Origin of the sequence: Belnapia sp. F-4-1 (genome assembly GCF_000802185.1) — a bacterium.
Lineage (GTDB): Bacteria > Pseudomonadota > Alphaproteobacteria > Acetobacterales > Acetobacteraceae > Belnapia.
The window spans coordinates 567,946-594,608 of sequence record NZ_KN676113.1 but is presented as its reverse complement, the minus strand read 5'-3'; the positions used below and the strand labels follow the sequence as shown (position 1 = coordinate 594,608).

The following is a 26,663-nucleotide window of genomic DNA, read 5'->3' as shown; positions in this document are numbered from 1 at the left end:
TGCCGGCCGCAAGGCCGATGGCAGGGTTTCGAACCGCCGCCCGAGTGCCTCGCCTGGCAGCTGATAATCAATGAAACGTTATGTACATTTATGGTTGAAAATTGTGTATGGTTGTGTCCCTCAACGCTCCGGCCTGTCGGTGGCGTAACTCAAGGCACCAAGTCCATGCCAGCCGAACTACCCCTCGGCGACACGATTCAGCCCAAGCCGGAACCTGGCGGACCCAGGATCCTCGTCGTGGAGGACCAGGCCCTCATCGGCCTGCTGATCGACACCATTCTGCAGGAGGCCGGCTACCAGGTCTTCCTGGCCGGGAATGGGGAGGAAGCGCTCGCCATGGCGCAGTCGATCGACGAGCTGTCGGCGGTCATCGCGGACATCCACCTGCTGGGCCAGCTGGACGGCAGGGCGGTGATCCGCAGCCTCCGCCGGAACCGCCCCTTCCTGCCGGTGGTGGTGGTGACCGGTTTCCACCCGGAGGCGCCGGAGGCCAACCTGCGGGGGCTTGGGGGCCCCACCGTCCGGCTCGGCAAGCCCTTTGCCGCCGAGGACCTGATCGCCAGCCTGGCCGATGTGCTCTCCAGCACGACCGGACGGGCGACGAGCCCATCGGGCGAGGCCCCGCGGCGGCGGAACGGGGCGGCGCCGAGCCGGGCGGGATTGCTCGTCGGCGGCCCTCCCTTGCGTCGCTAGCGGCGGCGGTGATCGGGCTGGATCGGCGGGCTTCCACGCCGGAGGAGAGCCGGTGACGCCGAAGGTCATCGCCCTGGGCCTGTGGCTGCTGTGGCCCGGCATACCCTGTGCGCTGTCGGCCGAGCGCCGCTGCGGCTGGCTCGAGAACCCGACCCCGGGGAATTGGTCCTTGCTCGACCGCGACGGGACATGGCTGCTGTCCTCCCAGGGAGGCCATGAGGCCGAGGGCATGGAGGCGATGCCCGACATGACCGGCGCCGGCTGGGTCGTCACCAATGGCACCTCCTACGGGCATGGCTGTGCCTGCCTGACGGTGGAAGCAGATCCGCAGGGGCGGCGCATCCTCCGGCTGCTGGCGGCCCAGGCCTTGCCGCTGGGGCGGTGCCGGGCGGACCGGAGCCTGCCGCCGCCCTGAGCGGGCTGGCTTTCCCGCTTCGCCGCGCTGCTCTATGAGGGCGGCCAGAAAAGGGGAAAGCCTGTGAACAAGCCGCTGCCCAATTCCTATCGCCAGGGCCCGGACAGCCAGGGCCGCTTCGGCCAATTCGGCGGTCGCTTCGTCGCCGAGACGCTGATGCCGCTGATCCTCGAGGTCGAGCAGGCCTATGAGGCGGCGAAGCGCGACCCCTCCTTCGATGCCGAGTGGCGGCGGCTGCTGACGCATTACGTCGGGCGGCCGAGCCCGCTCTGGTTCGCGGAGCGGCTCACCAGCCACCTCGGCGGGGCGAAGGTCTACTTCAAGCGCGACGAGCTGAACCACACCGGCGCGCACAAGATCAACGCCGTGCTCGGGCAGATCCTGCTGGCGAAGCGCATGGGCAAGACGCGCATCATCGCCGAGACCGGGGCGGGGCAGCATGGCGTGGCGACGGCGACCGTGTGTGCGCTGTTCGACCTGCCCTGCACCGTCTTCATGGGCGCGACCGATGTGGAGCGGCAGCAGCCCAACGTCTTCCGCATGAAGCTGCTCGGCGCCGAGGTGATGCCGGTGACCTCCGGCGCGGCGACGCTGAAGGATGCGATGAACGAGGCGCTGCGCTACTGGGTCGCCAATGTCGAGGACACCTATTACTGCATCGGCACCGTCGCCGGGCCGCACCCCTATCCGGTGATGGTGCGCGACTTCCAGAGCGTCATCGGCGAGGAAGCCAAGCAGCAGATGATGACGGCCGAGGGGCGGCTGCCGGATGCGCTGGTGGCCGCCATCGGCGGTGGCTCCAATGCGATGGGGCTGTTCTATCCCTTCCTCGACGATGCCGCCGTGCAGATGTACGGCGTGGAGGCGGCGGGGCATGGGGTGGAGACGGAGCAACATGCGGCCTCGCTGACCAAGGGGCGGCCGGGCGTGCTGCACGGCAACCGCACCTACCTGCTGCAGGACGCCGACGGGCAGATCACCGAGGCGCATTCGATCAGCGCCGGGCTCGACTATCCGGGCGTCGGGCCGGAGCATTCCTGGCTGCATGAGCTGGGCCGCGTGCAGTATGTGAGCGCGACGGACGACGAGGCGCTGGCCGCCTTCCAGCTCTGCTCGAAGCTCGAGGGCATCATCCCGGCGCTGGAGCCGGCGCATGCGCTGGCGCATGTGATCCGCATGGCGCCGACGCTCCCCAAGGACGCGATCGTGCTGATGAATCTCTGCGGGCGGGGGGACAAGGACATCTTCACCGTGGCGAAGCATCTGGGAGTCGAGATGTGAGCCGGATCGCCGCCAAATTCGCCGCGCTGAAGGCCGAGGGGCGCGGGGCGCTCGTCACCTACCTCCAGGGCTTCGACCCGGACCGGGAGACCTCGCTGGCGCTGCTGCGCGGGTTGCCGGAGGCGGGGGCGGACCTGCTGGAAGTGGGCGTGCCCTTCACCGACCCGATGGCGGATGGCCCCTCGATCCAGCGGGCGGCGCAGCGGGCGCTGAAGGTCGGGGCGACCCTGCCGGGCGTGCTGGAGCTGGTGCGGGCGTTCCGCGCGGGCGACGACACGACGCCGGTGATCCTGATGGGCTACTACAACCCGATCCTCGCCTATGGCGTCGACCGGTTCTGCACGGATGCGGCGGCGGCGGGCGTCGACGGGCTGATCGTCGTGGACGTGCCGCCCGAGGAGGCGGGGGAGATCGAGCCGCAAGCGAAGGCGGCGGGGCTCGACCTGATCCGCCTGGTGGCGCCGACCACCGACGATGCGCGGCTGCCGCGCGTGCTCGCTGCGACCAGCGGCTTCGTCTACTACGTCTCGATCACCGGCATCACCGGCACGCGGAGCGCGACGGCGGCCTCGCTGGAGGAGGCGGTCCCGCGTATCCGCAAGCATACGGACCTGCCGGTCGCCATCGGCTTCGGCATCCGCACGCCGCAGCAGGCGGGGGAGGCGGCGCGGCTCGCCGATGGCGCCGTCGTCGGGACGGCGCTGGTGGACACGCTGGCGGCCTCGCTCGACGAGGAGGGCAAGGCCAGGCCGGAGACGGTGGGGCTGGTGCTGGAGCAGGTGCGGGCGCTGGCCGGAGCCGTGCGCGGCCGATGAACTGGATCAGCGAGTGGGCGCTGCCCAAGATCAAGACGCTGTTCGGTGCGCCGCGGGAGGTGCCGGACAACCTCTGGCACAAATGCCCAGCCTGCGAGCAGATGATCTTCCACCGCGACCTCGAGCGGAATCTGCATGTCTGCACCCATTGCGGGCACCACATGCGGGTCGGCGCGCGGACGCGGATGGACTACACGCTGGATGCCGGCTGGGCGCGGATCGAGCTGCCGAAGGCGCCGCAGGACCCGCTGCGGTTCCGTGACCAGCGGCGCTATGTCGAGCGGCTGCGCGAGGCGCAGGTGAAGGTGGGGCAGGAGGATGCCGTCGTCGTCGCGCATGGGGCGATCGAGGGCAACCGCGTCGTGGCCGCGGCCTTCGAGTTCAGCTTCCTTGGCGGGTCGATGGGCGCCGGCGTGGGCGAGGCGCTGGTGACGGCGGCGCGGCTGGCAGTGCTGCAGGATGCGCCGCTGATCGTCTTCACCGCTTCGGGGGGCGCGCGGATGCAGGAGGGCGCGATCAGCCTGATGCAGATGCCGCGCACCGTCATCGCCACGCGCATGGTGAAGGAGGCGGGGCTGCCCTTCATCGTCGTGCTGTGCGACCCGACCACGGGCGGGGTGACGGCGAGCTTCGCCATGCTGGGCGACATCCAGATCGCCGAGCCCGGGGCGATGATCGGCTTCGCCGGGGCGCGGGTGATCGAGCAGACGGTGCGCGAGAAGCTGCCCGAGGGCTTCCAGCGGGCGGAGTACCTGCTGCAGCACGGCATCCTCGACATGGTGGTGCCGCGGGGCGAGATGCGGGCGACGCTGGCGCGGCTGATCGGCCTGCTGCGGCTGCCGGAGCAGGTGGCGGCGCCCGTCGGCGCAACGGGTGAGGTCGAGGCGTTGGCGCTGCCGGCGCCGGAAGGGCCGGCAGTTCCCGCGTGAGCCAAGGGGCATGAGCCGGAGCGAGGCCATCCTGGAGCGGCTGCATGCGCTGCATCCGGTGGCGATCGACCTGAGCCTCGGGCGGCTGGAGGCGCTGCTCGGCAAGCTTGGGCATCCGGAGCGGCGGTTGCCGCCGGTGGTGCATGTCGCCGGAACCAACGGCAAGGGCTCGACCTGCGCCTTCCTGCGCGCCATCGGCGAGGCGGCGGGGCAGCGGGTGCATGTCTTCACCTCGCCGCATCTGGTGCGGTTCCATGAGCGGATCCGGCTGGCGGGCGAGCTGGTGGGGGAGGAGGCGCTGGGGGCGGCGCTGGAGGAGATCGAGGCGGTGAATGCGGGGGCGGCGATCACCGTCTTCGAGGTCATCACCGCCGTCGCCTTCCTGCTGTTCAGCCGGGTGCCGGCCGACCTGCTGGTGCTGGAGGTGGGGCTCGGCGGGCGGTTCGACGCAACCAACGTGATCCCGCCGCCGGCGGTGGCGGCGATCACCTCCATCTCGATGGACCACATGGAGTTCCTCGGCGACCGGCTGGAGCGGATCGCCTTCGAGAAGGCGGGGATCATCAAGCCGGGCGTGCCCTGCGTGACGGGGGCGCAGGAGCCGGTGGCGCTCGGGGTGCTGGAGCGCGTCGCGGCGGATGTGGGGGCGCCGCTGCTGGCGCGCGGGCGGGGCTGGAGCGTCGAGCGGCGCGAGGGCGGGCTGCGTTTCGCCGATGCGGCGGGGGTGGTCGAGTTGCCGCCGCCGGGGCTGCTCGGGGCGCATCAGGCGGACAATGCGGGGATCGCCGTCGCGGCGCTGAGGGCCTGGGGGCCAGGGTGGCTGAGCGAGGCTGCGCTGGCGGCGGGGGGTGCGCGGGTCGAGTGGCCGGGGCGGATGCAGAGGCTCACCGGGCGGCTGGCGGCGATGCTGCCGGCGGGGTGGGAGCTCTGGCTGGATGGCGGGCACAATGCCGGGGGCGGGCTCGCCATCGCGGAGCAGGCGCGGGCCTGGGGCGACCGGCCGCTGCATCTCCTTGTCGGGATGAAGGGGACGAAGGTGGTCGAGGACTTCCTCAGGCCGCTGTTGCCGCTGGCGGGGAGCCTCTGGGCGGTGGCGGAGCCGGGGCAGCACCTGGCGACGCCGGTGGAGCGCATCGTCGCCGCGAGCGGCGGCGTGGCGCGGCCGGGGCCGACGGTGGAGGCGGCGCTCCAGGCCCTGCCGAGGGAGGGGCCACCGGCGCGGGTGCTGGTGTGCGGGAGCCTCTATCTGGCGGGCGAGGTGCTGAAGCTGGATGGCAGCCCGTAGATGCGGGCGGCGGTGCCGTGGAACAGCGCCGTCTTCTCCTCGGCGCTCGCGCCCGAGGCGAGGCGCTTGAAGCTGTTCCAAAGGACCGGGTAGCCGCACATGCCCTTGTCCACCGGGAAATTGCTCTCGAACATCGAGCGCGCGGGACCGAAGGCTTCGATGCAGGTCTCGATATAGGGGCGCCAGGCCTCGGCCAGGGCGGCGGAGCCGGGCGGACGCTCGGCGAGGTGGAAGTCGAAGCCGTTCACCTGCATCGCGAGGCCGCCCAGCTTCACCGCCATGTTGGGGAGCGCGGCGAGGGCGAGAATCGACTCGCGCCAGGCGGGGAAGACCTCGGCGCGGCGGCCGGCGAAGGGGCCCACGCCGAGCGGGCCGCCGCAATGGTCGAGGATGATGGCGAGCTCCGGCACGGCGCGGGCGAGGGCGAGCACCAGCGGCAGCTGGGTGTGGTAGGCCCAGACATCGAGGGTGAGGCCGGCGCGGGCGAGCTGCCGGGCGCCGTCGGCGAAGCCCGGATGCTCCAGCGGCCCGGGCGGCGGCGTCACCAGGTTGGAGCGGATCTCGGGCGAAGGGTGCCAGGCGGTGCGGTTGCGGACGCCGCGGAAGAGCGGGCCGGCAATCGCGCGGTGCGCCTCGATCAGCGGGGCAACGCGGTCGCCGAGCGTCAGGTCCACCATGCCGATGATGCCGGCGCAGGCATGGGTCCCGCCATGCCGGCCGCTGGCCTGGGTGACGAACTCCGTCTCGCCCAGGGGGCGCTCATCCTCGGGGCCCTCGGCGCGGTACATGGCGCCGCACTGGACGAAGACCGTCGCCTCGATCCGGTGGCCGCTCGCCGTGTCGCGCAGCAGGTCCGGCAGCAGGTAGCGCTCGCCGGGATGGTCCCAGAGGTGGTGGTGCGGGTCGATGATCGGCAGGTCCGGGTCGAGGATCGGCTCCCCGGTGAGGGCGAGCCAGTCCTCGCGCACCGCGACCTGGCGGGATGGCGTGAGGAGCGCGGCGCTCACGCGACCTGGTCTGCCAGGCGGTCGAGGTGGTGGGCGGTGTCGCCGAAGAGGTGCTCGATCACCATCACGCGGCGGAAGAAGTGGCCGACCGCGTATTCCTCGGTCATGCCGATGCCGCCATGGAGCTGCACCGCGTTCTGCGAAACGAAGCGGCCGGCCTGGCCGACGCCGACCCGGGCCATGGCGATGCTGCGGGCGCGCTCCTCCGCATCCGGCTCATCGAGCGACATGGTGGCGAGCATGGCCATGGAGCGGCCCTGCTCGAGCGCGATCATCATCTCCGCCGAGCGGTGCTGGAGCGCCTGGTTGTCGCCGATCGGGCGGCCGAATTGCTGCCGCGTCTTCAGGTAGTCGAGCGTCATCGCCTGCATGGCCTCCATGGCGCCGATGGTCTCGGCGGCGGTGGCGGCGATGCCGGCCTCGACGACGCGCTCGATCACCGGCAGGGCGGCGTCGCGCTCGCCGAGCAGCTCGGCCGGGGTGCCGGTGAGGGAAAGCTCGGCGGCGCGGGTGCCGTCGCGCAGCGCATAGCCGCGCCGGGCGAGGCCGGACGCCTCGCCATCGACGAGGAAGAGGGAGATGCCCTCCGGCTCGTCGCGGCTGCCGCCGGTGCGGGCGCTGACCACCAGCCGGTCGGCGCAGTCGCCGTGCAGGACGACGCTCTTCGCGCCGTCGAGCCGCCAGCCGCCGCCCTCCTGCCGGGCGGTGGTCTGCACGTCCGTCAGGTCGTAGCGGGACTGCCGCTCGCCATGGGCGAAGGCGAGCTTCAGCGAGCCGTCGGCGAGTGCCGGCAGCAGCTCGTCGCGCTGCGCCGGGCTGCCGGCGAGGCGGAGCGCGGTGCCGCCGAGCACGATGCTGGCGAGGAAGGGCTCCAGCACCAGGTGGCGGCCGAAGGCCTGCATCAGCAGCATGACGTCGACCGGGCCGCCGCCGAAGCCGCCATACTCCTCCGGGATGGGCAGGCCGAGCAGGCCGAGCTCGGCATATTGCGACCAGAGCCGCTCGCTCCAGCCCGCCGGGGTCCTGAGCAGGGACTTGCGCTGCTCGAAGCCGTACTGGTCGGCGAGCAGGCGGGTGACGCTGTCGGTCAGCAGGCGCTGCTCCTCGGTGAGGTCGAAGTCCATCAGAGCCCCAGCACGGCTTTGTTGAGAATGTTCTTCTGGATCTCGTTGGTGCCGCCATAGATCGAGGCGGCCCGCAGCATGAGATAGGCCGGCGCCATGGCCGGGGCCCAGTCGGGGACGGGCGCGGGCTCGTTGGCCAGCGCCGCCAGCTCCTGCTGCCAGGCGGGCATGGCGAGCGGGCCGCCGACATCCATCACCAGCTCGGAACTGGCCTGGAGCAGCTCCGTCCCCTTCACCTTGAGGACGGAGGAAAGCGGGTCCGGCTTCTTGCCGCCCGACTTGGCGAAGGCGGAAACGACGCGGAGCTGGGTGATCTCCAGCGCCTTCATGTCGACCTCCAGCTGGGCGACGCGGGTGCGGAAGGCGCGGTCCTCGATCAGCGGGCGGCCGCGGGCGCGGACCTCGCGCGCCACCTCCTTGGCGCGGCGCACCGCGGCCTTGCTGGTGCCGAGCCGGGCGATGCCGGTGCGCTCGTTCCCCAGCAGGTACTTGGCGACCGACCAGCCCCGGTTCTCCTCGCCGACCAGGTTCTCCGCCGGCACCCGGACGTCGGTGAAGAAGACCTCGTTCAGGTGGTGGCTGCCATCGATGGAGATGATCGGCCGCACCTCGATCCCCGGCGTGCGGATGTCGATCAGCAGGAAGGAGATGCCCTCCTGCCGCTTGGCGGCCTTGGGGTCTGTGCGGACCAGGCAGAAGCACCAGTCGGCGTTGTGCGCGGTCGAGGTCCAGATCTTCTGGCCGTTGACCACGTAGTGGTCGCCGTCGCGCACCGCGGCCGTGCGCAGGCTGGCGAGGTCGGAGCCGGCGCCGGGCTCGGAGAAGCCCTGGCACCACCAGTCATCGAGGTTGGCGGCGCGGGGGAGGAAGCGGCGCTTCTGCGCCTCGGTGCCGAACTCGACCAGCACCGGGCCGAGCATGGTGATGTTGAAGGAGAGCAGTTCCGGCGCCGGGGCCTGCAGGTTCTCCTCGAGGAAGATCATGCGCTGGACCGCGGTCCAGCCCGGCCCGCCCCATTCCTCCGGCCAGGAGAAGGCGGCCCAACCCTTCGCATTCAGGATGCGCTGCCAGGTGATGGTGTCCTGCTTGGTCGGCTTGTGGCCGAGGCGCATGCGCTCGCGGATGTCAGCGGGAAGGTTGTCGCGGATGAAGGCGCGCACCTCCTCGCGGAAGGCGACCTCCTCCGGCGTGAATCGCAGGTCCATGGCCCGTCTCTCCCCTCGTCTTTGGGGCAAGACTGGCCCCTCCGGCGGGCGGGGGCAAGCGGGTGGGGCTAGACTTTGCCCGGGGCGCCCGAGACCAGGGCCAGGGCCTTGGCCGGGTCGATGCGGCCGTCATAGAGGGCGCGGCCGATGATGACGCCCTCGATGCCCTCCGAGGCGACGGCGGTGAGCGAGGCGAGGTCATTCAGCGAGGCGACGCCGCCGGAGGCGATGACCGGGACGCGGACGGCCCGCGCCAGGGCGAGCGTCGCCTCGAGGTTGACGCCGCCGAGCATGCCGTCACGGTCGATATCGGTGTAGATGATGGCGGCGGCGCCGGCATCCTCGAAGCGGAGCGCCAGTTCCTGCGCCGGCATGGTGCTGATATCGGCCCAGCCCTCGGTCGCCACCATGCCGCCGCGCGCGTCGATGCCGACGGCGATGTGGCCGGGCCAGGCGCGGCAGGCGGCGAGGGCGAAATGCGGGTCCTTCAACGCCGCCGAGCCGAGGATGATGCGCTTCACCCCCTGGTCCAGCCAGGCCTCGACCGTGTTCATGCTGCGGATCCCGCCGCCGAGCTGCACCGGCAGGCCGGGCGAGGCGGCGAGGATGGACTGCACCGCCGCGGCATTGGCCGGGCGGCCGGCAAAGGCACCGTCGAGGTCCACCACATGCAGCCAGCGGAAGCCGGCGGCGGCGAAGAGCCGGGCCTGCGCGGCCGGGTCAGCGGAATAGACCGTCGCCTCGCGCATGTCGCCGCGCTTGAGGCGGACCACCTGGCCGGCCTTGAGGTCGATGGCGGGATAGAGGGTGAGGCCCATCGGTTATGGCACCATGTGTTCCGTGCGGCGGCCGCGGCCGGGCTCCAGCAGCTTGTAGTAGTATTGCCCAGCGACCGTCTGGCCACGCACCCTGGCATAGACCGGGTGGCTACCCCAAAGCACGTAGCCGAGCGCCTGGAACAGGGCAATGGCGGTGAGCTGCGTTTCCCGCACGTCGAGGTTGAGGACGCGGTGGCCGAGCGCCGCGGCGTGTTCCTCGACCTTCCGGATCAGCAGCCGCGCCAGGCCATGGCCGCGGCCATAGGGCGCGATATAGGCATGGGTGAGCTGGGCGGCGAAGGCCTGGGCCTCGTTGTTGCGGTGCGGGCGGACGAGCTGGGCGCTGCCGACCACCATGCCGTCGAGGCGCGCCACGAACAGCTCCCGCTCCGGCACGAGGAGGACGCCGCGGAAGTGGCGCTCCAGCGCGGCGCGGCCCTGCGGCTCGACCCAACCGAAGCCGCCGCCCTCGATGATGGCGGCGTCCGTCGCCTCGCAGAGTTCGGCGATGTCGTGGTCGTCGAGCTCGGTGACCCGGTCCACGCGCAAATCGGCGATGGTCCCGCTCATGGTTCCCACCGGAGGAAATTGGCCAGGATGCGCAGGCCGACGGTCGCGCTCTTCTCCACGTGGAATTGCGTGCCGGCGACATTGCCGCGGGCGACTATGGCGACCACCGGGCCGCCATACTCCGTGGTGGCGGCGACCTCGTCCTGCTCGGCGCCGCGCAGGGCGTAGGAATGGACGAAATAGGCATGCTCGCCGGGGCGGACGCCGCTCAGCAGCGGGTGCCCGCCGGGGGTGAAGGCGAGGGTGTTCCAGCCCATCTGCGGCAGGGGGAGGGGGGTGCCGTCGGGACCCTTGGGGGCCATCGGCGCCATCTCGCCGGCGATCCAGCCGAGGCCGGGGGTCACGCCATGCTCCAGGCCGCGCTCCACCAGGATCTGCATGCCGACGCAGATGCCGAGCAGGGGAACGCCCTGGCCGCGGACGCGGTCCTCCAGCACCTCGATCATGCCGGGGAGGGCTTCGAGGCCCCGCATGCAGGCGGCGAAGGCGCCCTGGCCAGGAAGGATGAGGCGGTCGGCCGCCGCGGCCTCCGCGGCGTCGCGGGTGATGGCGGCCTCCACCACCGTGCCGGCCATACCGGCGGCGCGGTCGAGGGCGCGGAGGACGGAGGCGAGGTTGCCGGAGCCGGGGTCGATGACGGCAACCTTCATGCCGGTCGGCCCGCCAGCGCGCGGAGCAGGGCAAGGTCGGCATCGCGCTCGGCGACGACGCCCGACTGGCGCCAGCCGCGGCGGGCCAGGGCGGCGCGGCGGAGATCCTCCGCGTGGAAGCCGAGCAGCAGGTGGAGGGCGAGGCCGAGCGGGGCGCGGGCCCAGTCCGGGGCGAGGGCGAGCAAGAGGGCCATGGCGGCGAGGTAGATCACCGATTCCAGCCAAAGGCGGTACGCCAGCAGCCAAGCCAGGCCGAAAAGGAAGGCGAGCCAGGCGAAGCGTTCCGGCACCAGGGCGGGTAGCCGGGCTTCCGGTGCCGCGGGGCGGCCTTCCGGGGGCAAGTGGACGGTCCAAATGCGCATCAGGCCTCCAGCACCCCCTTGGTGGAGGGGATGGCGTCCGGCGAGCGCGGGTCGGTCTCCACGGCTATCCGCAGCGACCGGGCCAGCGCCTTGAAGCAGGCCTCGGCGACATGGTGCGCGTTGGTGCCGGCCTTCAAGGTGACATGCAGCGTGATGCCGGCATTGAAAGCGAGGGCGCGGAAGAATTCCTCGAACAATTCCGTGTCCATCTCCCCGATCTTGTCGCGGGCGAAGGGCACGCTCCAGGCGAGGAAGGGACGGCCGGAGATGTCGACCGCGGCCTCGGCCAGGGCCTCGTCCATCGGCAGCAGGGCCTGGCCGTAGCGGCGGATGCCGCGCTTGTCGCCCAAGGCCTGGCGGAGCGCCTGGCCGATGACGATGCCGACATCCTCGGTCGTGTGGTGGAAGTCGATATGCAGGTCGCCCTTGGCCTCCACCTCGAGGTCGAACAGCCCATGCCGGCCGAGGGCGGTCAGCATGTGGTCGAGGAAGCCGATGCCCGTCCCGGCCCGGACCTGGCCGGTGCCGTCCAGCGCGAGGCGGACAGTGATGGCGGTCTCGGCCGTGCTGCGGGTGATGACGGCGGTGCGAGGGGCGGTCATGGGCGGGGGCATAGCGGATGCGGGCGCGGGGGGAAATGGGGAGGTTGCGGGTTCCGGCCCCGCCATCCGGCGGGGGTAGTTGCCCCGGGCGCGGCAAAGGGCCACATCGGCGGTCATGTCGAACCATTCTCCCCATGCCGCGCCCGACCTCGTCGGCTGGCACGGCACCACCATCCTTTCGGTCCGCAAGGGCGGGCTCGTCGCCATGGCGGGCGACGGGCAGGTCTCCCTCGGGCAAACCGTGGTCAAGGGCAATGCGCGGAAGGTCCGGCGGATCGCCGGCGGGCGCGTGCTGGCCGGCTTCGCCGGGGCGACGGCCGACGCCTTCACCCTGCTGGAGCGGCTGGAGGCGAAGCTGGAGCGCTTCCCCGACCAGCTGGAGCGCGCCTGCGTCGAGCTCGCCAAGGACTGGCGGAGCGACCGCTACCTGCGCCGGCTGGAGGCCCTGCTGTCCGTCGCGGATGCCAAGCGGAGCCTGCTGCTGACCGGGCAGGGCGACGTGCTGGAGCCGGAGGATGCGGTGATCGGCATCGGCTCGGGCGGCAATTTCGCCCTCGCCGCGGCCCGCGCCCTGCTGCCGGTCGAGGGGCTCTCGGCCGAGGAGATCGTGCGCCGGGCGATGCGGATCGCCGGCGACATCTGCGTCTACACCAACGGCAACATCGTCGTCGAAACCCTGGAAGCGGCCTGAGATGAGCACGGAAACCGTCAACCTCTCGCCGCGCGAGATCGTCTCCGAGCTCGACCGCTACATCATCGGGCAGAACGACGCCAAGCGCGCGGTCGCCATCGCGCTGCGCAACCGCTGGCGGCGGCAGCAGCTTCCCGATGCCATGCGGGAAGAGGTGGTGCCGAAGAACATCCTGATGATCGGGCCCACGGGCTGCGGCAAGACCGAGATCGCGCGGCGCCTGGCCAAGCTCGCCAACGCGCCCTTCCTCAAGGTCGAGGCGACGAAGTTCACCGAGGTCGGCTATGTCGGCCGCGACGTGGACAGCATCATCCGCGACCTTATCGAGGTGAGCATCACCCAGACGCGGGAAGCCTCGCGCCGCGGCGTTCAGGCCAAGGCCGAGCTGGCGGCGGAGGAGCGGCTGGTGACGGCGCTCGTCGGCGAGGGCGCCTCGGGCGAGACGCGGATGAAGTTCCGCCGGATGCTGCGCGAGGGCGCGCTCGAGACGCGCGAGGTGGAGGTGCAGGTCGCCGATGCCGGCGGCGGCATGCCGATCGGCATGATCGACATGCCGGGCGCCCAGGGCATCCAGATGCAGAACATGCAGGACATGCTCGGCAAGATGTTCGGCGGCAGGACCAAGCCGCGCAAGATGACGGTGGCCGAGGCCCGCAGCGCGCTCATCAAGGACGAGGCGGACAAGCTGGTCGACCAGGAGGCGCTGACCCGCGAGGCGATCGCCAATGCCGAGAACAACGGCATCGTCTTCCTCGACGAGATCGACAAGGTGGCCCGCGCCAGCGAGGGCGGCGTGCGCGGCGGCGACGTCTCGCGCGAGGGCGTGCAGCGCGACCTGCTGCCGCTGATCGAGGGCACGACCGTCACCACCAAGCATGGGCCGGTGAAGACGGACCACATCCTCTTCATCGCCTCGGGCGCCTTCCATCTGGCGAAGCCCTCCGACCTGCTGCCGGAATTGCAGGGGCGGCTGCCGATCCGCGTGGAGCTGGGCGCGCTGACGCGGGACGACATGCGGCGCATCCTGACCGAGCCGGAGCATTCGCTCATCAAGCAGTACACGGCGCTGCTGGGGACGGAGGGGCTGACGCTCGACATCCATGCGGATGCGGTGGAGGCGATCGCCGACCTCGCCACCGACATCAACGCGCGCGTCGAGAACATCGGCGCGCGGCGGCTGGCGACGGTGATGGAGCGGCTGCTGGAGGAGATTTCCTTCAGTGCCAGCGACCGGCCCGGCGAGCAGGTGCCGGTGACCGCGGAGTATGTGCGGGAGAAGGTGGCGCCGCTCGCGGGCAGTGCCGATCTCAGCCGCTACATTCTCTGAGTGCTCGGCCGGCTCAGCTCGCTCGGCCTGCTGCTGCCCTATCTGCGGCCCTATCGCGGCAGGGTGGCGCTGGCCGGGCTGGCGCTCGCCGCGGCGGCGGGGCTGACCCTCGGGCTGGGGCAGGGGCTGCGGCACCTCGTCGATGAAGGGTTCGCCGCCGGCAGCGGGGCGGCGCTCGACCGGACGGCGCTGGTGCTGTTCGGCGTGGTGGCGGCGCTGGCGACGGCGACCTGCGGGCGGTTCTTTCTCATGTCCTGGCTCGGGGAGCGGGTCGCGGCCGATCTGCGGCGCTGCGTCTTCGAGCATCTGCTGACGCTCTCGCCCGCCTATTACGAGCGGGCGCGGACGGGCGACTTGCTGTCGCGGCTCACGGCGGACATCGCCTTGCTGCAGTCGCTGACGGGCTCCGCCATCTCGCTGGGTATCCGCAACATCCTGACCGGCACGGGCGCCTTCGCCATGCTGCTGGTGACGAGCCCCAAGCTCGCCGGGATCGTCGCCATCGTCGTGCCGATGGTGGTGCTGCCGATGATCGGCTTCGGGCGGCGGGAGCGGCGGCTGTCCCGCGTGGCGCAGGAGCGCGTCGCCGATCTCGGGCATACCGCGGAGGAGGTGCTGAACGGGCTGCGGACCGTGCAGGCCTTCACCCATGAGCCGGCGGACCGCGCGCGTTATGCGGCGCAGGTGGAGGACTCGGTCGGCGCGGCGCTGCGGCGGGTCGGGACGCGGGCGCTGCTGATCCTCGTCGTCATCCTGCTCGGCTTCGGGGCCATCACCTTTGCGCTCTGGGTCGGCGGGCAGGATGTGATCGCGGGGCGGATGACGGGGGGCGAGCTTTCGGCCTTCATCCTCTACGCCGTGCTGCTGGCGAATTCCGGGGCGAGCCTCAGCGAGGTCTGGGGCGAGATCCAGCGCGCGGCGGGCGCGGCGGAGCGGCTGCTGGAGGTGCTGGCGGAGCGGCCTGCCGTCATTGCGCCGGCGGCGCCGCTGGTGCTGCCGCCGGCGCGCGGACGGATCGAATTCCAGGACGTGGTGTTCCACTACCCGACCCGGCCGGACCGCTCGGCGCTGGAGGGCTTCTCCCTCGCCGTGGAGCCGGGGGAGACGGTGGCGCTGGTCGGGCCTTCGGGCGCCGGGAAGACGACGGTGCTGCAGCTGTTGCTGCGCTTCTACGATCCGCAATCGGGGCGCATCCTCCTGGATGGCGCCGATATCGCGCAACTCGACCCGGCGGCGCTGCGCGGGAGGCTGGGCCTCGTGCCGCAGGACCCGGTGATCTTCAGCACTACGGCGCGGGAGAACATCCGCTTCGGGCGGCCGGAGGCCTCGGATGCCGAGATCGCGGCGGCGATGCGGGCGGCGGCCGCGGATTTCCTCGAGGCGCTGCCGGAAGGGCTGGAGACGCATCTCGGCACGCGGGGGGTGACGCTCTCCGGCGGGCAGCGGCAGCGGGTGGCGATCGCGCGTGCCATCCTGCGCGATCCTTCCGTCCTGCTGCTGGACGAGGCGACGAGCGCGCTGGATGCGGAAAGCGAGCGCGCGGTGCAGGGGGCGCTGGAGCGGCTGGCGCGGGGGCGGACGACGCTGGTCGTCGCGCACCGGCTGGCGACGGTGCGGCAGGCGGACCGCATCGTCGTGCTGGAAGGCGGGCGGATCGCCGCCAGCGGCACGCATGCGGCGCTGGTGCGCGAGGGCGGGCTGTATGCGCGGCTGGCGGCGCTGCAATTCGGCGAGGCGGACCAGCAGGGCGGGATTCGTCTCGAAGGCTGAGTTAGATCGGCAAGGCTTGAGGCGTCCTGCACCGATCTCCGCCGCATGCAGCGCAATCTTCGTCACGGCTGCGTTGATGTGAAGTATTCGATGTACAAACCCTCCCCGTACCCCTGCAAATCGCAATAGCCGCCGGCTTGGAATGGCGGCGCGGTGGGCGCCGGAGTGCCTTGCCCTATCTCGATGATCGATGACGGAATCCGGCCTGCGGGGCCGGATGGGGCGTGCCGCCTGCCTTGTTGCCAAGGAGGGAAGGACTTGCCATGACCGATCTCAACACTCTGCTGCAATCGCCGATCCGCTGGATGACGCAGGCGACGGACCCGGATATGCGGCATTTCCTGCGTGACCTTCAGGCGAATATTCTGAAGGGACATGGCCGGCACTTCACCGGCAACATCTTCGTCAGCTTCGAAGGCATGGGGGCGCAGGCGGTGGCGCGGCTGCTGCGCGACCTGTCGGGCTATGTCACCTCCGCCTTGCAGCAGCTCTGCACGGCGCGGTCCAGCGCCGGGCCGGGCTTCGATGGCGGGCCGGTGCGGTGCCTGCTGCTCGGCGCCGGGGCCTACCGGGCGCTCGGCAACCTGGCGACGATGCCGGGGGATGCCGCTTTTCAGGCGGGGATGCGCGCGCGGCAGGCGGTCCTCGCGGACCCGCCGGCGGGCGAGTGGGGCGAGGGCGCCTGGCGGCCCGGCAACCCGGCGCCGGATGCGCTGATCCTGCTGGCGAATTCCAGCTTCGAGGCGGTGACACGGGACCTGGAGGCGGCCGAGGGCTGGCTGAATGGCAGCGGCGCCCGGGTGCTCGGCGTGGAGCGGGGGCGGGCGCAGTTCCGCACCTTCCGGCCCGGTGGCCCGGCCGAGGGCGTCGAGCATTTCGGCTATGTGGACGGGCGCAGCCAGCCGCTCTTCCTCGCCGAGGATCTGGAGCGGGAGGCGGCGGCTTATGCGGAAGAGACCGCACCGGCAGGGGCCGATACCGGCTTCGACCCGGCCTTCCCGCCCTCCCAATTCATCCTGGCGGACCCGAATGCCAGGACGCCTCTGGGGGCGGGCAGCTACTTCGTCTTCCGCAAGCTGGAGCAGCGGGTGCGGGCCTTCAAGCGGCGGGAGGAGGCGCTGGCGGAGGCGCTCGACCTGACGGAGAATCCGGAGCTGGCCGGCGCCATGGTGGTCGGGCGGTTCGAGGACGGGACGCCGGTGGTGCTCTCCGAGGATGCGACGACGATGCCGCCGCCCAACAATTTCAGCTACGCGAACGACCCGGAGGGGATGCGCTGCCCCTTCCAGGCGCATATCCGCAAGACCAACCCGCGCGGCGAGAGCACGGCGAAGCTGCCGCCCGGGGCGCCGGCGGAGCGCAGCCACATCATGGCGCGGCGGGGCATCCCCTTCGGCGATGCGGTGCGCGACTTCGAGGCGGATGCGGGGCAGGAGCCGGAGGGCGAGGTCGGCCTGCTCTTCATGGCCTATATGGCGAGCATCGAGGGGCAGTTCGAGTTCACCCAGCAGGTTTGGGCCAACAACCCGCGCTTCCTGCGCGGCCTGGCACCGGGCGAGGTGCCGACCGGCATCGACCCGGTGATCGGCCAGGGCGGGGACGAGGCGGCGCGGACGCAGCTCTGGCCGGTGGGAGAGGGCAAGCCGATGGTGCCCTTCTCCTTCGCGGATTTCGTGCGGATGCAGGGCGGCGAGTACTTCTTCGCGCCGTCGCGCTCTTTCCTGCGGGAGGTGGGCCTGTAGGAACGCTAATCGGCGGCGATCCTGCCCGGGTCCAGCTCCACCTGAGGGATGTCGTAGGCCAGCAGCTCCTCGTAGAGCCGCGGCAGGTCGGCTTCGAACAGGCCGCGCGTCACCCCGGCGGCGACGCGCGGCGCGGCGATGCTCATCGCGTTGATCGAGGCGCCGGCCGGGCCGAAGGACATGGTGGTGCCGATGCCGAAGAGGTGGATGTCGCGGACCCAGGGCGTCTCGCCGACGCGGCGTTCGAGGAAGCTGCTGTCGGGGGCGAGGTAGGGGAAGCCGCCGAGGCGCTCGGCGAGTTCGGGCGGGGTCTCGCCGGGCGGCGGCAGGTAGCGGTCGCGCCATTGGGCGATGTTGCCGGCGCAGGCGGCGAGTTCGGGCACGAGGCCTGGATCCATCCGGGCGCCGGTGCCGCAGATGAGGTAGTCGGCGGTGAAGGGGCCGCGGGGCGTCTCCAGCACGGCGCGGCCCGCCTCGGCGCGGGCCGCGGTCCAGGGGCGGCCGACATGCATGGTGAAATTGGGGAAGGCGAGGACGCGGTTGTAGGTGTCCTGCGGGAAGCCTTCGCGCAGGCCGAGGATGGTGGAAAGGAAGCGCCAGCGCCACACATCCGGCATCTCGTGCATGTGGCGGAGGAAGCCGGCGAAGGTGAGCCAGCGATAGGGCTGGATGATCATCGGCTCGGCGCGGCGGCAGAAGAGGTGGACCTCGGCGGCGCCCGCCTCCAGCGCGGTCGCGGCATTGTCGAAGGCGGAGGCGCCGGCGCCGAGCACGGCGACGGTCTTGCCGCGCAACGCGGCGAAGTCGATCGCCTCGCTGGCATGGGCGCGGAGGGGCTTCGGCAGGGCGCTGACGAACTCTGGCATCCACCAGGCGCCGACGCCCTCCTGCCCGGTGGCGATGACCACCTTGCGGGCCAGCATCGGGCCCGCGCTGCTCTCGATGCGGAGGCAGGGCAGGTCGTCATCCGTCCGCGCCGGGGTGATGGCGCCGGCCGAGACGCCGTTGCGGACGGGGATGCCGGTGACGCGGCGGAACCAGAGCAGGTAGTCCTGCCAGTGCTCCTTCGGAATCCAGGTCATCGCCTCGAAATGCCGAGCGCCGAACTGGGCCTCGTGCCAGGCCTGGTAGGTGAGGGCGGGGAGGCGAAGGTCCGGGCCGGTCTGCGTCTTCGGGCTGCGCAGCGTGCGCATGCGGGCAAAGGTGACCCACGGACCCTCCCGGCCCTCGGAGGCGCGGTCCACGACGAGGATATTCTCGACCTTGTCCCGCCGCAGGGCATGGGCGACGGCGAGGCCGCCCTGGCCGGCGCCGATGACGAGCGCATCCAGCACCGGGGCGCCGCCCGATGTCTTCGGCACCAGCCAGGGGGCGCGGGGGTGGGCGGTCAGCTCCAGGTCGCGGGCAACGTCCTGTTCCAGCTCGGGAAGGGTGCGGGGTGCGGGCATCCAAGGGGCTCCTGATCGTTCGATCCTAGCAAGGGCTGCGCCATGGTTGACATGGGCGGTCGCCCGACCAAGGCTGCGGGCAAAGCACCGGAGGAAGCCGCCATGGAGCCGAGCCTCGTCATCCGCCGCGGGACCATCGTCGATGGCAGCGGCGGCGAGCCCTATGAGGCGGATATCGCCGTGGGCGGGGGGCATATCCTCGAGATCGGCAAGGTCGCAGCAAGAGGGGCCGAGGAGATCGATGCCAGGGGGATGATCGTCACCCCGGGCTTCGTCGACATCCACACCCATTACGATGCGCAGGCGACCTGGAGCAGCCGGCTCGACAGCTCCTCCCTCAACGGCGTGACCACGGCGCTGATCGGCAATTGCGGCGTCGGCTTCGCGCCCTGCCGGCCGGAAGCGCGCGAGGCGCTGGTGAAGCTGATGGAGGGCGTCGAGGACCTGCCGGAGGTGGTGCTGACCGAGGGGCTGCCCTGGAATTGGGAAACCTTCCCGCAATTCCTCGATGTGCTCGGCAGCCGGCGCTACGATATGGATGTGGCGACGCAGGTGTGCCACGCGCCGCTCAGGGTGCATGTGATGGGCAGCCGGGCGGCGGCCTATGCCGAGGCGACACCGGAGGAGATCGCCGAGATGGCGCGGCTGGCCGCCGAGGGCATCCGCGCCGGGGCGCTCGGCTTCTCCACCTCGCGGGCGATCGCGCACAAGACGCTGGACGGGACGCATACGCCGACCCTCGGCACGCCCGAGCCGGAGCTGGAGGCGATCGGTCGCGCGGCGGGCGAGGCCGGAGCGAGCTGGCTGCAGGTGATCTCCGACTTCGACGAGCCGGAGGACGAGTTCGCGCGGCTGCAGCGGATCGCCGCCGCTTCGGGGCGGCCGATGACCTTCTCGCTGCTGCAACGGGAGAGCCGGCCCTGGCTCTGGCGCTTCCTGCTCGAGAAGATCGAGGCGGCGAATGCGGCGGGCGTGCCGATGACGGGGCAGGTGATGGCGCGGCCGGTCGGGCTGATGTTCGGCTTCGAGCTGTCGCAGCATCCCTTCATGGCGCGGCCGTCCTGGCAGGCGGTGGCGAAGCTGCCTTTCGCCGAGAAGATGAAGGTGTTGCGCGACCCGGCCTTCAAGGCGCGCATCCTGGCCGAGGAGGTGCCGGACCCGGCGCTGCGGGACCGGCTGAATGTCTGGGACATGATCTTCCGCCTCGACGACCCGCCGGATTACGAGCCGCGGCCGGAAACGAGCGTCGGCGCCATCGCGGCGCAGCAGGGCCGGGATCCGGCCGAGCTGTGCTGGGACTGGATGATGGAGCGGGACGGCAAGGCGATCCTCAACCGGCCGATCATCAACTATGCCGACCGTGACCTGGAGGCGGTGCGCGAGATGGTCGAGCATCCGCGGACGCTGATGGGGCTCGGCGATGGCGGGGCGCATGTCAGCATCATCTGCGACAGCTCCTCGACGACGCATATGCTCGCCTATTGGACGCGGGACCGGGTGCGCGGGCCGAAGCTGCCGCTGCCCTTCGCGGTGCGGCGGCTGACGCGGGACAATGCGCTGGCGCTGGGGCTGGCGGATCGGGGGCTGATCGCGGTCGGCAAGCGGGCCGACCTCAACGTGATCGACTACGGCCGGCTGCAGATCCGCGTGCCGGAGCTGCGCTACGACCTGCCGGCCGGCGGCAAGCGCCTGGTGCAGACGGCGGAGGGGTATGTGGCGACGATCGTGCATGGCGAGGTCGTCTCGCGCGAGGGCGAGCCGACCGGGGCGCTGCCCGGGCGGCTTGTACGCGGCGCGAGGGCTTGACGAAGCGGCTGCCGCACAGGGTTACGGGGTGAACAGGTTTCGGGAGTTCGTTCGCAGGAGTGGATGAACCCCTGGCGGACCGGCCCGTTTGCGCGAAAGAGGCGGCGCGTTGCGCGCCGGCCACAGCCAAACGGAGCCGAACCGATGAACCGACGCCATGCGATCCTCGGACTTGCCGCCGCCGGCGCGGCCGCGCCGCTGCTGCGCGGGACCGCCATCGCCCAGACCGCCCCGATGGTCACGCCGGGAACGGTGCGCACCCTGTCCGCGACCGAGCACACGGCGATGACGCTGATGAACGGCACGCTCGCCAAGCAGACCAGCCAGCTGGCGCTGGAGCGGTCGGAGAACCTGAAGGTGAAGCAGTTCGCCACCTTCGAGATCGCCGAGCAGACCGCGCTGGCGCAGGTGATGACCAATACGGCGAACCCGCCGCCGGTGCCGCTCGACGCCGAGCACCAGGCCGTGCTGACCAGCCTGCAGTCCCTCTCGGGTTCGGCCTTCGACCGCGCCTATGTGCAGGGGCAGCTGCTGAGCCATCGCGAAGGCTTGCTGGTACAGCAGGGCTATCTCGACAACACCAACCGCAGCGCCGACGGGCAGCACATCGCGGTCCTGGCCCGCATGTCGATCCAGCAGCACATCACCATGCTGGAAGAGCTGGCCATGATGCTCCAGCGGGGCTGATGCGGACCGGGGCGGCGGCGCGATCCGCCGCCCCCTCGCGCCTCAGCCGGGGATGCGGACCGGCAGGTTGGTGATGCCGTGGACGAAGGCGGAGTAGGTGCGCTCGGCCGGGCCCACCACCTCGATCCGCGGGAAGCGCTTCAGGATCTCCTCCCAGAGGATCTTTAGCTGCAATTCGGCGAGGCGGTTGCCGACGCAGCGATGGATGCCGAAGCCGAAGGACAGGTGCCCGCGCGGCCGGGCACGGTCGATGATGAAGCGGTCGGGCTGCTCGATCGCCGCCTCGTCGCGGTTGCCGCTGATGTACCACATGACGACCTTGTCGCCGGCGCGGATGGTCTTGCCGCCGATCTCGAAATCGGCCGTCGCGGTGCGGCGCATATGGGCGAGCGGCGTCTGGTAGCGGATGATCTCCGGCACCATGGTCTCGATCAGCGCGGGGTTGGCCCGCAGCTTGGCGTATTCCTCCGGGTTCTCGTTGAGGAAGAGCACGCCGCCGCTGATCGAATTGCGCGTGGTGTCGTTGCCGCCGACGATCAGCAGGATCAGGTTGCCCATGAACTCCCGCGGCGTCATGTTCCGCGTCGCCTCGCCATGGGCGAGCATGGAGATGAGGTCGGGGCGCGGCTCGGCATTCACCCGCTCGTTCCAAAGCTTCATGAAGGCGCCGAGCATCTCGGCGAAGACGGCCTCGCGCTGCTCCTCGTTCTCGATCAGTCCGCCCGGCATGGGCAGCGCCGTTGCGCAATCCGACCAGTGGGAAAGCTTGCGCCGCTCCTCCTGCGGGAAGTCGAAGAGCGTCGCCAGCATGGCGACCGTCAGCTCGATGGAAACGCGGTCCACCCAGTTGAAGGTCTCGTTGCGCGGCAGGCCCTCGAGGATGCGGACCGCGCGCTCGCGGATGACGTGCTCCAGCTTCGCCAGGTTGGCGGGGGCGACGATGGGCTGCACGACCTTGCGCTGCTCGTCATGCTGCGGCGGGTCCATGGCGATGAACATCGGCAGGCGCAGCGCCTTGTCGCGGTCGCGGATGGAGATGCCGCCGTGGAGGCTGTCGGAGGACAGCACCTTGTGCGCCAGCTCGCACTGCATGATCTCCTTGTAGGTGGAGACCGACCAGAAGGGGCCGAACATGCTCTCCGGCGTGTAGTGCACCGGCGCCTCGCGCCGCAGCCGGGCGAAATAGGGCTGCCAGGCATCGTCGCGGAAGATCGCCGGGTTGCTCGGATCCAGCCGGTCGAGCGGCGTGGATGCGGCGATGCGGGCGTGGTCGAGGTCGACGGGGGCGTTCATCGCCAGCTCCTCCTTCCTTCTTGCTTCTAGTGCTGCGCCTCCGGCATGCGGACGACGAGGCCGTCGAGCTCGGGCGCCATGGTGATCTGGCAGGAAAGGCGGGAGTTCGGCTCCGCCGTCGCGGCGAAGCTCAGCATGCTCGCCTCCTGCTCGCCGGCCGTGCCGCATTTCGCCAGCCAGGCCTCGTCCACATAGACATGGCAGGTGGCGCAGGCGCATTCGCCGCCGCAATCGGCATCGATGCCGGGGATGCCGTTGTCGATGGCGCCCTGCATCACCGACTTGCCGGCTTCCAGCTCGATCCGGTGCTCGGTGCCGTTGTGCTCGATATAGGTGACCTGCGGCATGCGCGTCGTTTCTCCCTGCTGTCCTGCCTTCAGATGGCAAGGTCCTTGAGCGGCAGCGCCGCGTCATGCAGCAGCTGGGGCGCCACCTGCCGCTGCTTCGAGACCAGGATGCGTCCCGCCATGAACTCGGCCGGCGCGTTCACCGCCTCCACCGCCAGCACGCGATGGTCGGCGGCGAGGTGGAAGACGGCGAAGCTGCCGCTCTCCGGCGCGCCGCGGACCACCGCCTCGGCCGGGTCGAAGGCGAGGCCGGCGATCTGCAGGCGGAGGTCGTACTGGTCCGACCAGAACCAGGGCACCTCCGGCACCGGCGGCGGGCGGCCGCAGATGTCGGCAGCGGCCTGCTTCGCCTGCTCGATGGCGTTGGGGACGCTCTCCAGCCGGGCCTCGCGGCCGTAGAGCGGCAGCGGGCGGCGGGTGCAGTCGCCGATGGCGTGGATCAGCGGGTCCGAGGTGCGGGCGGCGAGGTCGACGGTGATGCCGCCGCCGGCCTCGAGGCCGCAGTCGGCGGCGAGGGCGTCGTTCGGGACGGCGCCGATGCCGACGAGGACGGCATCGCAGGGGATGCGGCGGCCGTCGATGAGGCGGACCGCGGCGGCGGCGCCGGCCTCGCCTTCGATCGTCTCCACGGCGGCTTCCAGCAGCAGCTCGACGCCCTCCGCCCGGTGGCGGGCTTCGAGGAAGCCGGACAGGGCATGGCCGGCGACGCGGGCCAGCACCCGGGGCTCGCGCTCGATCACCACGGCCGAGGCGCCGAGGGCGCGGGCGGAGGCGGCGACTTCGAGGCCGATATAGCCGCCGCCGATGATGGCGAGGCGCCGGCCGGGGAGGAGCACATCGGCCAGGGCATCCGCATCGGCGGCGGTGCGGAGCGCCAGCACGCCGGAGAAAGCATCGCCGGACAGGCCGAGGCGGCGGGGCGAGGCGCCGGTCGCCAGGATCAGCCGGTCATAGGGGAGAGTGGTGCCATCGGAGAGGGCGAGGCGGCGGGCGGCGCGGTCGATCGCCGCTACCCGGGTGCCGAGGCGGGTGGCGATGCGGTGCTGTGTATAGAAGCGCTCGGGGCGGAGGGCGAGGTTGTCGGCGGTCGCCTCGCGCTTCAGCCAGGCCTTGGACAGGGGCGGGCGCTGATAGGGCAGCAGGGGTTCCTCGCCGACCAGGGTGATCGGCCCCTTCCAGCCATATTGGCGCAGGAAGGCCGCGGCCGAGCCGCCGGCATGGCCGGCCCCGGCGATGACGATCCCTGGTCCCTCCTCCACCCTGCCTGCTCCTTCCGGCCCGGTTGGCGCGAGCATGGGCATGACGGGGCGGAAGGCGTCAAGGAAACCCTGCGGCAGCCTATGCGGGGGCATGCATCGTCACAAGCTCGTTATGACGCGGGGCTGAGGAGGGTGGCAATGCGTTCGCGTATCGATGGGCCTGGCCCGCCGCAGCGGTGCCTGAGTGTCGGGGAAGACCATGAATGCGCGTCGGATATTGATCGTGGAGGACGACCCGATGGTTGCGCTCGATCTCGAGGAGATTGTTCTGAGCCTCGGGGAAGGCCACGCCCAGGTTGCGCTCGCCGCCTCGGTGCGCGAGGCGCGGCGCGCCCTCGCCGATACCACCTTCGACGCCGCCCTGCTCGACATCGACGTGCTGGACGGCAAGACCTTCGACCTGGCCGAGGCGCTGCACGAGCGCGGGCTGCCCTTCGCCTTCATTTCCGGCTCCCGGCCCGAGGAGCTGCCGCCCCAGCTGCGCTCGGTTCCTTTCGTCCCCAAGCCCTATGACCCCGTCGAGATCGAGCACACATTACGGGCAAAGCTCTCGCCACGGCCCTGAATCAGTGCGAATTTGTACAGCTGAGATTTGTATCGGAAATGTGGCAATGAACGCCTTCGAAGGCCAGGCGGACGAGGTCCAGCCTTACCGGTCGCAAGGCCAGGACTGGGACGAGGCCAAGCGGCTTTCCGCCCTCGACAGCTACAACGTCCTCGACACGCCGCCCGAGCGGGAGTTCGACGAGGTCGTGGAGCTGGCCGCTCAGCTTTGCAACGCGCCGATCGCGCTCGTCAGCCTGCTCGGCGAGGACCGGCAGTTCTTCAAGGCCGAGGTGGGGCTTGGGGTGCGGGAAACTCCGCGCGACGTGTCCATCTGTGCCCATGCCATCCTGCAGCGGGGTCTCTTCGTCGTGACCGACACCGCGACCGACCCGCGCTTCGCCGGCAACCCGCTGGTGACGTCGGCGCCGCATATTCGCTTCTATGCCGGCGCCCTGCTGGAGACGGAGGACGGGCTGCCGCTCGGCACGCTCTGCGTCATCGACCGGCGGCCGCGGCCGGAGGGGCTTAGCGAGCAGCAGGGCTTCGCCTTGCAGGTGCTGGCGCGGCAGGTGATGGCGCGGCTCGAGCTGCGGCGCGCGCTGGCCGCGCGCGAGGCGAGCGAGCGGCGGTTCCGCGTGCTGGCGGACGCGATGCCGCAGATGGTCTGGTCCACCCTGCCGGACGGGTCCCACGACTACTACAACGCCCGTTGGTACGAGTTCACCGGCGTGCCCTTCGGCTCGACCGATGGCGCGGGCTGGAACGGCATGTTCCACCCGGACGACCAGGCCCGCGCCTGGGAGCGCTGGCGCCGCTCGCTGGAAACGGGCGAGCCCTACGAGATCGAGTACCGGCTGCGCCGCGCCGATGGCGCCTATCGCTGGACCCTCGGCCGCGCGATGCCGGTGCGCGATGCGGGGGGCAGGATCGAGCGCTGGTTCGGCACCTGCACCGATATCGAGGACATCAAGGCGACCGAGGAGAAGCTCCGCCTCAGCGAGGAGCGGCTGCGCCTGGCGCTGGGCGCGGCGGAGATGATCGGCACCTTCGTCTGGGACGTCCCGGCGGACCGCATCACCGCCGATGCGGGCTATGCGCGGATGTTCGGCCAGGATCCGGCGGCGATGGCGGCCGGGGTGCCGATCGCCCTGCTGTTCGAGGCGGTGGAGCCGGCGGACCGGGACCGGGTGCGGCAGCAGATCGAGCAGGCGATGGCGACGGGCGACGCCTTCGAGGCGGAGTACCGGGTGCGGCCGCCCGGCGGCGAGACGCGTTCGGTGGTCGCGCGCGGCCGCTGCGCCCAGGATGCCGGGGGGCGGCCGATCCGCTTCTCCGGCGCGGTGGTGGACATCACCGAGCGCAAGCGGGCCGAGGAGGGGCAGGAGCTGCTGGCGAAGGAGCTTTCGCACCGGATCAAGAACATCTTCACCGTGATCGGCGGGATGGTCTCGCTTTCCGCCTCCGGCGCCCCGGCCGAGGTGAAGGGCTTCGCCGCCACCCTCCGCCGCCGTCTGCAGGCCCTGGCGCGGGCGCATGACTATGTGCGGCCGCATAACGGCGAGGCGCAGCCGGCCGAGGGCGGGACGACGCTGAAGGGGCTGCTCGCCACCCTGCTCGCGCCCTATGGGGCCGAGGAGGCGGGAAGGATGCAGCTTGGCGGCGACGACGTGCCGGTCGGGGTGAAGGCGGCGACCTCGCTGGCGCTGATCCTGCACGAGCTGGCGACCAATGCGGCGAAGTACGGCGCGCTGTCGCGGCCGGAAGGCGGCGTCGCCATCACCGGGGAGCGGCTGGGCGAGCGCTTCGGCCTCACCTGGCGGGAGCGCGGCGGGCCGGAGGTGGAGGGGCCGCCGGAGCGGCGCGGCTTCGGCACCATCCTGGCCGAGCGGGGCGCCATCACCCAGCTCGGCGGGACCATCGCGCAGGACTGGGCGCCGGAGGGGCTGACCCTCCGGCTGGAGGTGCCGCTGGCGCGGCTCGCCTACTGACGC

General features: G+C 71.3%; 26 protein-coding genes. 14 read left to right on the top strand and 12 right to left on the bottom strand.

Annotated features, from left to right (window positions below; translation table 11 throughout):
- Nucleotides 1-237: 237 nt before the first annotated feature.
- The 6 genes from LH62_RS03030 (at nt 238) to LH62_RS03005 (ending at nt 5,418) form a co-directional block, all read left to right on the top strand.
- Nucleotides 238-693 carry a response regulator gene (locus tag LH62_RS03030; RefSeq protein WP_052213649.1) on the top strand — a complete coding sequence of 152 codons (456 nt, stop codon included), beginning with the start codon at nt 238-240 and terminating at the stop codon, nt 691-693.
- 52 nt (nt 694-745) lie between these two features.
- Complete coding sequence (locus LH62_RS03025) at nt 746-1,108, top strand: DUF4087 domain-containing protein (protein WP_043359165.1); 363 nt, start codon at nt 746-748, stop codon at nt 1,106-1,108.
- Between the two features lie 63 nt (nt 1,109-1,171).
- On the top strand, nt 1,172-2,389 hold the full coding sequence (gene trpB, locus LH62_RS03020; RefSeq protein WP_043359163.1) for a tryptophan synthase subunit beta: 1,218 nt from the start codon (nt 1,172-1,174) through the stop codon (nt 2,387-2,389).
- The gene (trpA, locus tag LH62_RS03015; protein ID WP_043359161.1) at nt 2,386-3,204 is read left to right on the top strand and encodes a tryptophan synthase subunit alpha; all 819 of its coding nucleotides are present in this window, start codon (nt 2,386-2,388) and stop codon (nt 3,202-3,204) included. Before trpB ends, trpA begins: the two co-directional genes overlap by 4 nt.
- The gene (gene accD / locus LH62_RS03010) at nt 3,201-4,133 is read left to right on the top strand and encodes an acetyl-CoA carboxylase, carboxyltransferase subunit beta (protein ID WP_043359160.1); all 933 of its coding nucleotides are present in this window, start codon (nt 3,201-3,203) and stop codon (nt 4,131-4,133) included. The genes trpA and accD overlap by 4 nt, the downstream gene beginning before the upstream one ends.
- Before the next feature lie 10 nt (nt 4,134-4,143).
- Nucleotides 4,144-5,418: a folylpolyglutamate synthase/dihydrofolate synthase family protein gene (locus LH62_RS03005; protein ID WP_043359158.1), complete on the top strand. Its 1,275-nt coding sequence runs from the start codon at nt 4,144-4,146 to the stop codon at nt 5,416-5,418.
- On the opposite strand, the gene LH62_RS03000 is transcribed toward LH62_RS03005, so the two are convergent.
- The 8 genes from LH62_RS03000 to hisB all read right to left on the bottom strand — a co-directional run bounded on the left by LH62_RS03000 (nt 5,376) and on the right by hisB (nt 11,756).
- A complete protein-coding gene (locus tag LH62_RS03000; protein WP_043359157.1) occupies nt 5,376-6,425 on the bottom strand; it encodes an amidohydrolase in 1,050 nt (349 codons plus the stop codon). The genes LH62_RS03005 and LH62_RS03000 overlap by 43 nt on opposite strands.
- On the bottom strand, nt 6,422-7,549 hold the full coding sequence (locus LH62_RS02995) for an acyl-CoA dehydrogenase family protein (protein ID WP_043359155.1): 1,128 nt from the start codon (nt 7,547-7,549) through the stop codon (nt 6,422-6,424). Before LH62_RS02995 ends, LH62_RS03000 begins: the two co-directional genes overlap by 4 nt.
- On the bottom strand, nt 7,549-8,754 hold the full coding sequence (locus tag LH62_RS02990) for an acyl-CoA dehydrogenase family protein (protein WP_043359153.1): 1,206 nt from the start codon (nt 8,752-8,754) through the stop codon (nt 7,549-7,551). The genes LH62_RS02995 and LH62_RS02990 overlap by 1 nt, the downstream gene beginning before the upstream one ends.
- 68 nt (nt 8,755-8,822) lie before the next feature.
- Complete coding sequence (gene hisA / locus LH62_RS02985; RefSeq protein ID WP_043359151.1) at nt 8,823-9,572, bottom strand: 1-(5-phosphoribosyl)-5-[(5-phosphoribosylamino)methylideneamino]imidazole-4-carboxamide isomerase; 750 nt, start codon at nt 9,570-9,572, stop codon at nt 8,823-8,825.
- A gap of 3 nt (nt 9,573-9,575) precedes the next feature.
- On the bottom strand, nt 9,576-10,142 hold the full coding sequence (locus LH62_RS02980) for a GNAT family N-acetyltransferase (protein WP_043359150.1): 567 nt from the start codon (nt 10,140-10,142) through the stop codon (nt 9,576-9,578).
- A complete protein-coding gene (gene hisH, locus LH62_RS02975; RefSeq protein WP_043359149.1) occupies nt 10,139-10,792 on the bottom strand; it encodes an imidazole glycerol phosphate synthase subunit HisH in 654 nt (217 codons plus the stop codon). Before hisH ends, LH62_RS02980 begins: the two co-directional genes overlap by 4 nt.
- On the bottom strand, nt 10,789-11,154 hold the full coding sequence (locus tag LH62_RS02970) for a DUF2628 domain-containing protein (protein WP_043359148.1): 366 nt from the start codon (nt 11,152-11,154) through the stop codon (nt 10,789-10,791). Before LH62_RS02970 ends, hisH begins: the two co-directional genes overlap by 4 nt.
- Complete coding sequence (gene hisB / locus LH62_RS02965) at nt 11,154-11,756, bottom strand: imidazoleglycerol-phosphate dehydratase HisB (protein ID WP_043359146.1); 603 nt, start codon at nt 11,754-11,756, stop codon at nt 11,154-11,156. The genes LH62_RS02970 and hisB overlap by 1 nt, the downstream gene beginning before the upstream one ends.
- A 115-nt stretch (nt 11,757-11,871) precedes the next feature.
- On the opposite strand from hisB, the gene hslV reads away from it, so the two are divergent.
- From hslV to LH62_RS02945, 4 genes are all read left to right on the top strand, one after another.
- On the top strand, nt 11,872-12,447 hold the full coding sequence (gene hslV, locus LH62_RS02960; protein WP_043359143.1) for an ATP-dependent protease subunit HslV: 576 nt from the start codon (nt 11,872-11,874) through the stop codon (nt 12,445-12,447).
- A gap of 1 nt (nt 12,448) precedes the next feature.
- Nucleotides 12,449-13,774 carry an ATP-dependent protease ATPase subunit HslU gene (hslU, locus tag LH62_RS02955; protein WP_043359141.1) on the top strand — a complete coding sequence of 442 codons (1,326 nt, stop codon included), beginning with the start codon at nt 12,449-12,451 and terminating at the stop codon, nt 13,772-13,774.
- Complete coding sequence (locus tag LH62_RS02950; protein ID WP_052213648.1) at nt 13,775-15,544, top strand: ABC transporter transmembrane domain-containing protein; 1,770 nt, start codon at nt 13,775-13,777, stop codon at nt 15,542-15,544. It begins immediately after the preceding gene.
- 263 nt (nt 15,545-15,807) lie between these two features.
- Entirely contained in the window at nt 15,808-17,286 is a 1,479-nt protein-coding gene (locus LH62_RS02945; RefSeq protein WP_043359140.1) for a hypothetical protein, read from the top strand.
- 5 nt (nt 17,287-17,291) lie between these two features.
- Here LH62_RS02945 and LH62_RS02940 read toward each other — a convergent pair whose 3' ends face one another.
- A complete protein-coding gene (locus LH62_RS02940; protein WP_043359138.1) occupies nt 17,292-18,734 on the bottom strand; it encodes an NAD(P)-binding domain-containing protein in 1,443 nt (480 codons plus the stop codon).
- A 102-nt stretch (nt 18,735-18,836) separates the two neighbouring features.
- On the opposite strand from LH62_RS02940, the gene LH62_RS02935 reads away from it, so the two are divergent.
- Nucleotides 18,837-20,540, top strand: coding sequence for an amidohydrolase family protein (locus LH62_RS02935; protein ID WP_043359136.1), 1,704 nt, complete (start codon nt 18,837-18,839; stop codon nt 20,538-20,540).
- Nucleotides 20,541-20,684: 144 nt separating this feature from the next.
- Nucleotides 20,685-21,227, top strand: coding sequence for a DUF4142 domain-containing protein (locus tag LH62_RS28000; RefSeq protein WP_052213647.1), 543 nt, complete (start codon nt 20,685-20,687; stop codon nt 21,225-21,227).
- A gap of 42 nt (nt 21,228-21,269) precedes the next feature.
- Here LH62_RS28000 and LH62_RS02925 read toward each other — a convergent pair whose 3' ends face one another.
- From LH62_RS02925 to LH62_RS02915, 3 genes are read right to left on the bottom strand one after another with little or no spacing between them, the layout of a single operon-like run.
- A complete protein-coding gene (locus LH62_RS02925; RefSeq protein WP_043359134.1) occupies nt 21,270-22,520 on the bottom strand; it encodes a cytochrome P450 in 1,251 nt (416 codons plus the stop codon).
- Nucleotides 22,521-22,546: 26 nt separating this feature from the next.
- The gene (locus LH62_RS02920) at nt 22,547-22,867 is read right to left on the bottom strand and encodes a 2Fe-2S iron-sulfur cluster-binding protein (RefSeq protein ID WP_043359133.1); all 321 of its coding nucleotides are present in this window, start codon (nt 22,865-22,867) and stop codon (nt 22,547-22,549) included.
- Between the two features lie 29 nt (nt 22,868-22,896).
- Nucleotides 22,897-24,126 carry an NAD(P)/FAD-dependent oxidoreductase gene (locus tag LH62_RS02915; protein ID WP_043359132.1) on the bottom strand — a complete coding sequence of 410 codons (1,230 nt, stop codon included), beginning with the start codon at nt 24,124-24,126 and terminating at the stop codon, nt 22,897-22,899.
- 223 nt (nt 24,127-24,349) lie between these two features.
- On the opposite strand from LH62_RS02915, the gene LH62_RS02910 reads away from it, so the two are divergent.
- The gene (locus LH62_RS02910; protein ID WP_201445411.1) at nt 24,350-24,691 is read left to right on the top strand and encodes a response regulator; all 342 of its coding nucleotides are present in this window, start codon (nt 24,350-24,352) and stop codon (nt 24,689-24,691) included.
- A 46-nt stretch (nt 24,692-24,737) separates the two neighbouring features.
- Nucleotides 24,738-26,660 (top strand): PAS domain-containing protein, encoded by a 1,923-nt coding sequence (locus LH62_RS02905; RefSeq protein WP_043359128.1) that lies wholly within the window; start codon nt 24,738-24,740, stop codon nt 26,658-26,660.
- Nucleotides 26,661-26,663: the final 3 nt, after the last annotated feature.

What these genes read in the sequence shown, in the direction of transcription:
- accD (WP_043359160.1), top strand. Translation starts at nt 3,201, where the DNA reads ATGAACTGGATCAGCGAGTGGGCGCTGCCCAAGATCAAGACGCTGTTC.
- LH62_RS03005 (WP_043359158.1), top strand. Translation starts at nt 4,144, where the DNA reads ATGAGCCGGAGCGAGGCCATCCTGGAGCGGCTGCATGCGCTGCATCCG.
- LH62_RS02995 (WP_043359155.1), bottom strand. Translation starts at nt 7,549, where the DNA reads ATGGACTTCGACCTCACCGAGGAGCAGCGCCTGCTGACCGACAGCGTC.
- LH62_RS02990 (WP_043359153.1), bottom strand. Translation starts at nt 8,754, where the DNA reads ATGGACCTGCGATTCACGCCGGAGGAGGTCGCCTTCCGCGAGGAGGTG.
- hisA (WP_043359151.1), bottom strand. Translation starts at nt 9,572, where the DNA reads ATGGGCCTCACCCTCTATCCCGCCATCGACCTCAAGGCCGGCCAGGTG.
- LH62_RS02980 (WP_043359150.1), bottom strand. Translation starts at nt 10,142, where the DNA reads ATGAGCGGGACCATCGCCGATTTGCGCGTGGACCGGGTCACCGAGCTC.
- hisH (WP_043359149.1), bottom strand. Translation starts at nt 10,792, where the DNA reads ATGAAGGTTGCCGTCATCGACCCCGGCTCCGGCAACCTCGCCTCCGTC.
- LH62_RS02970 (WP_043359148.1), bottom strand. Translation starts at nt 11,154, where the DNA reads ATGCGCATTTGGACCGTCCACTTGCCCCCGGAAGGCCGCCCCGCGGCA.
- hisB (WP_043359146.1), bottom strand. Translation starts at nt 11,756, where the DNA reads ATGACCGCCCCTCGCACCGCCGTCATCACCCGCAGCACGGCCGAGACC.
- hslV (WP_043359143.1), top strand. Translation starts at nt 11,872, where the DNA reads ATGTCGAACCATTCTCCCCATGCCGCGCCCGACCTCGTCGGCTGGCAC.
- hslU (WP_043359141.1), top strand. Translation starts at nt 12,449, where the DNA reads ATGAGCACGGAAACCGTCAACCTCTCGCCGCGCGAGATCGTCTCCGAG.
- LH62_RS02945 (WP_043359140.1), top strand. Translation starts at nt 15,808, where the DNA reads ATGACCGATCTCAACACTCTGCTGCAATCGCCGATCCGCTGGATGACG.
- LH62_RS02940 (WP_043359138.1), bottom strand. Translation starts at nt 18,734, where the DNA reads ATGCCCGCACCCCGCACCCTTCCCGAGCTGGAACAGGACGTTGCCCGC.
- LH62_RS02935 (WP_043359136.1), top strand. Translation starts at nt 18,837, where the DNA reads ATGGAGCCGAGCCTCGTCATCCGCCGCGGGACCATCGTCGATGGCAGC.
- LH62_RS28000 (WP_052213647.1), top strand. Translation starts at nt 20,685, where the DNA reads ATGAACCGACGCCATGCGATCCTCGGACTTGCCGCCGCCGGCGCGGCC.
- LH62_RS02925 (WP_043359134.1), bottom strand. Translation starts at nt 22,520, where the DNA reads ATGAACGCCCCCGTCGACCTCGACCACGCCCGCATCGCCGCATCCACG.
- LH62_RS02920 (WP_043359133.1), bottom strand. Translation starts at nt 22,867, where the DNA reads ATGCCGCAGGTCACCTATATCGAGCACAACGGCACCGAGCACCGGATC.
- LH62_RS02905 (WP_043359128.1), top strand. Translation starts at nt 24,738, where the DNA reads ATGAACGCCTTCGAAGGCCAGGCGGACGAGGTCCAGCCTTACCGGTCG.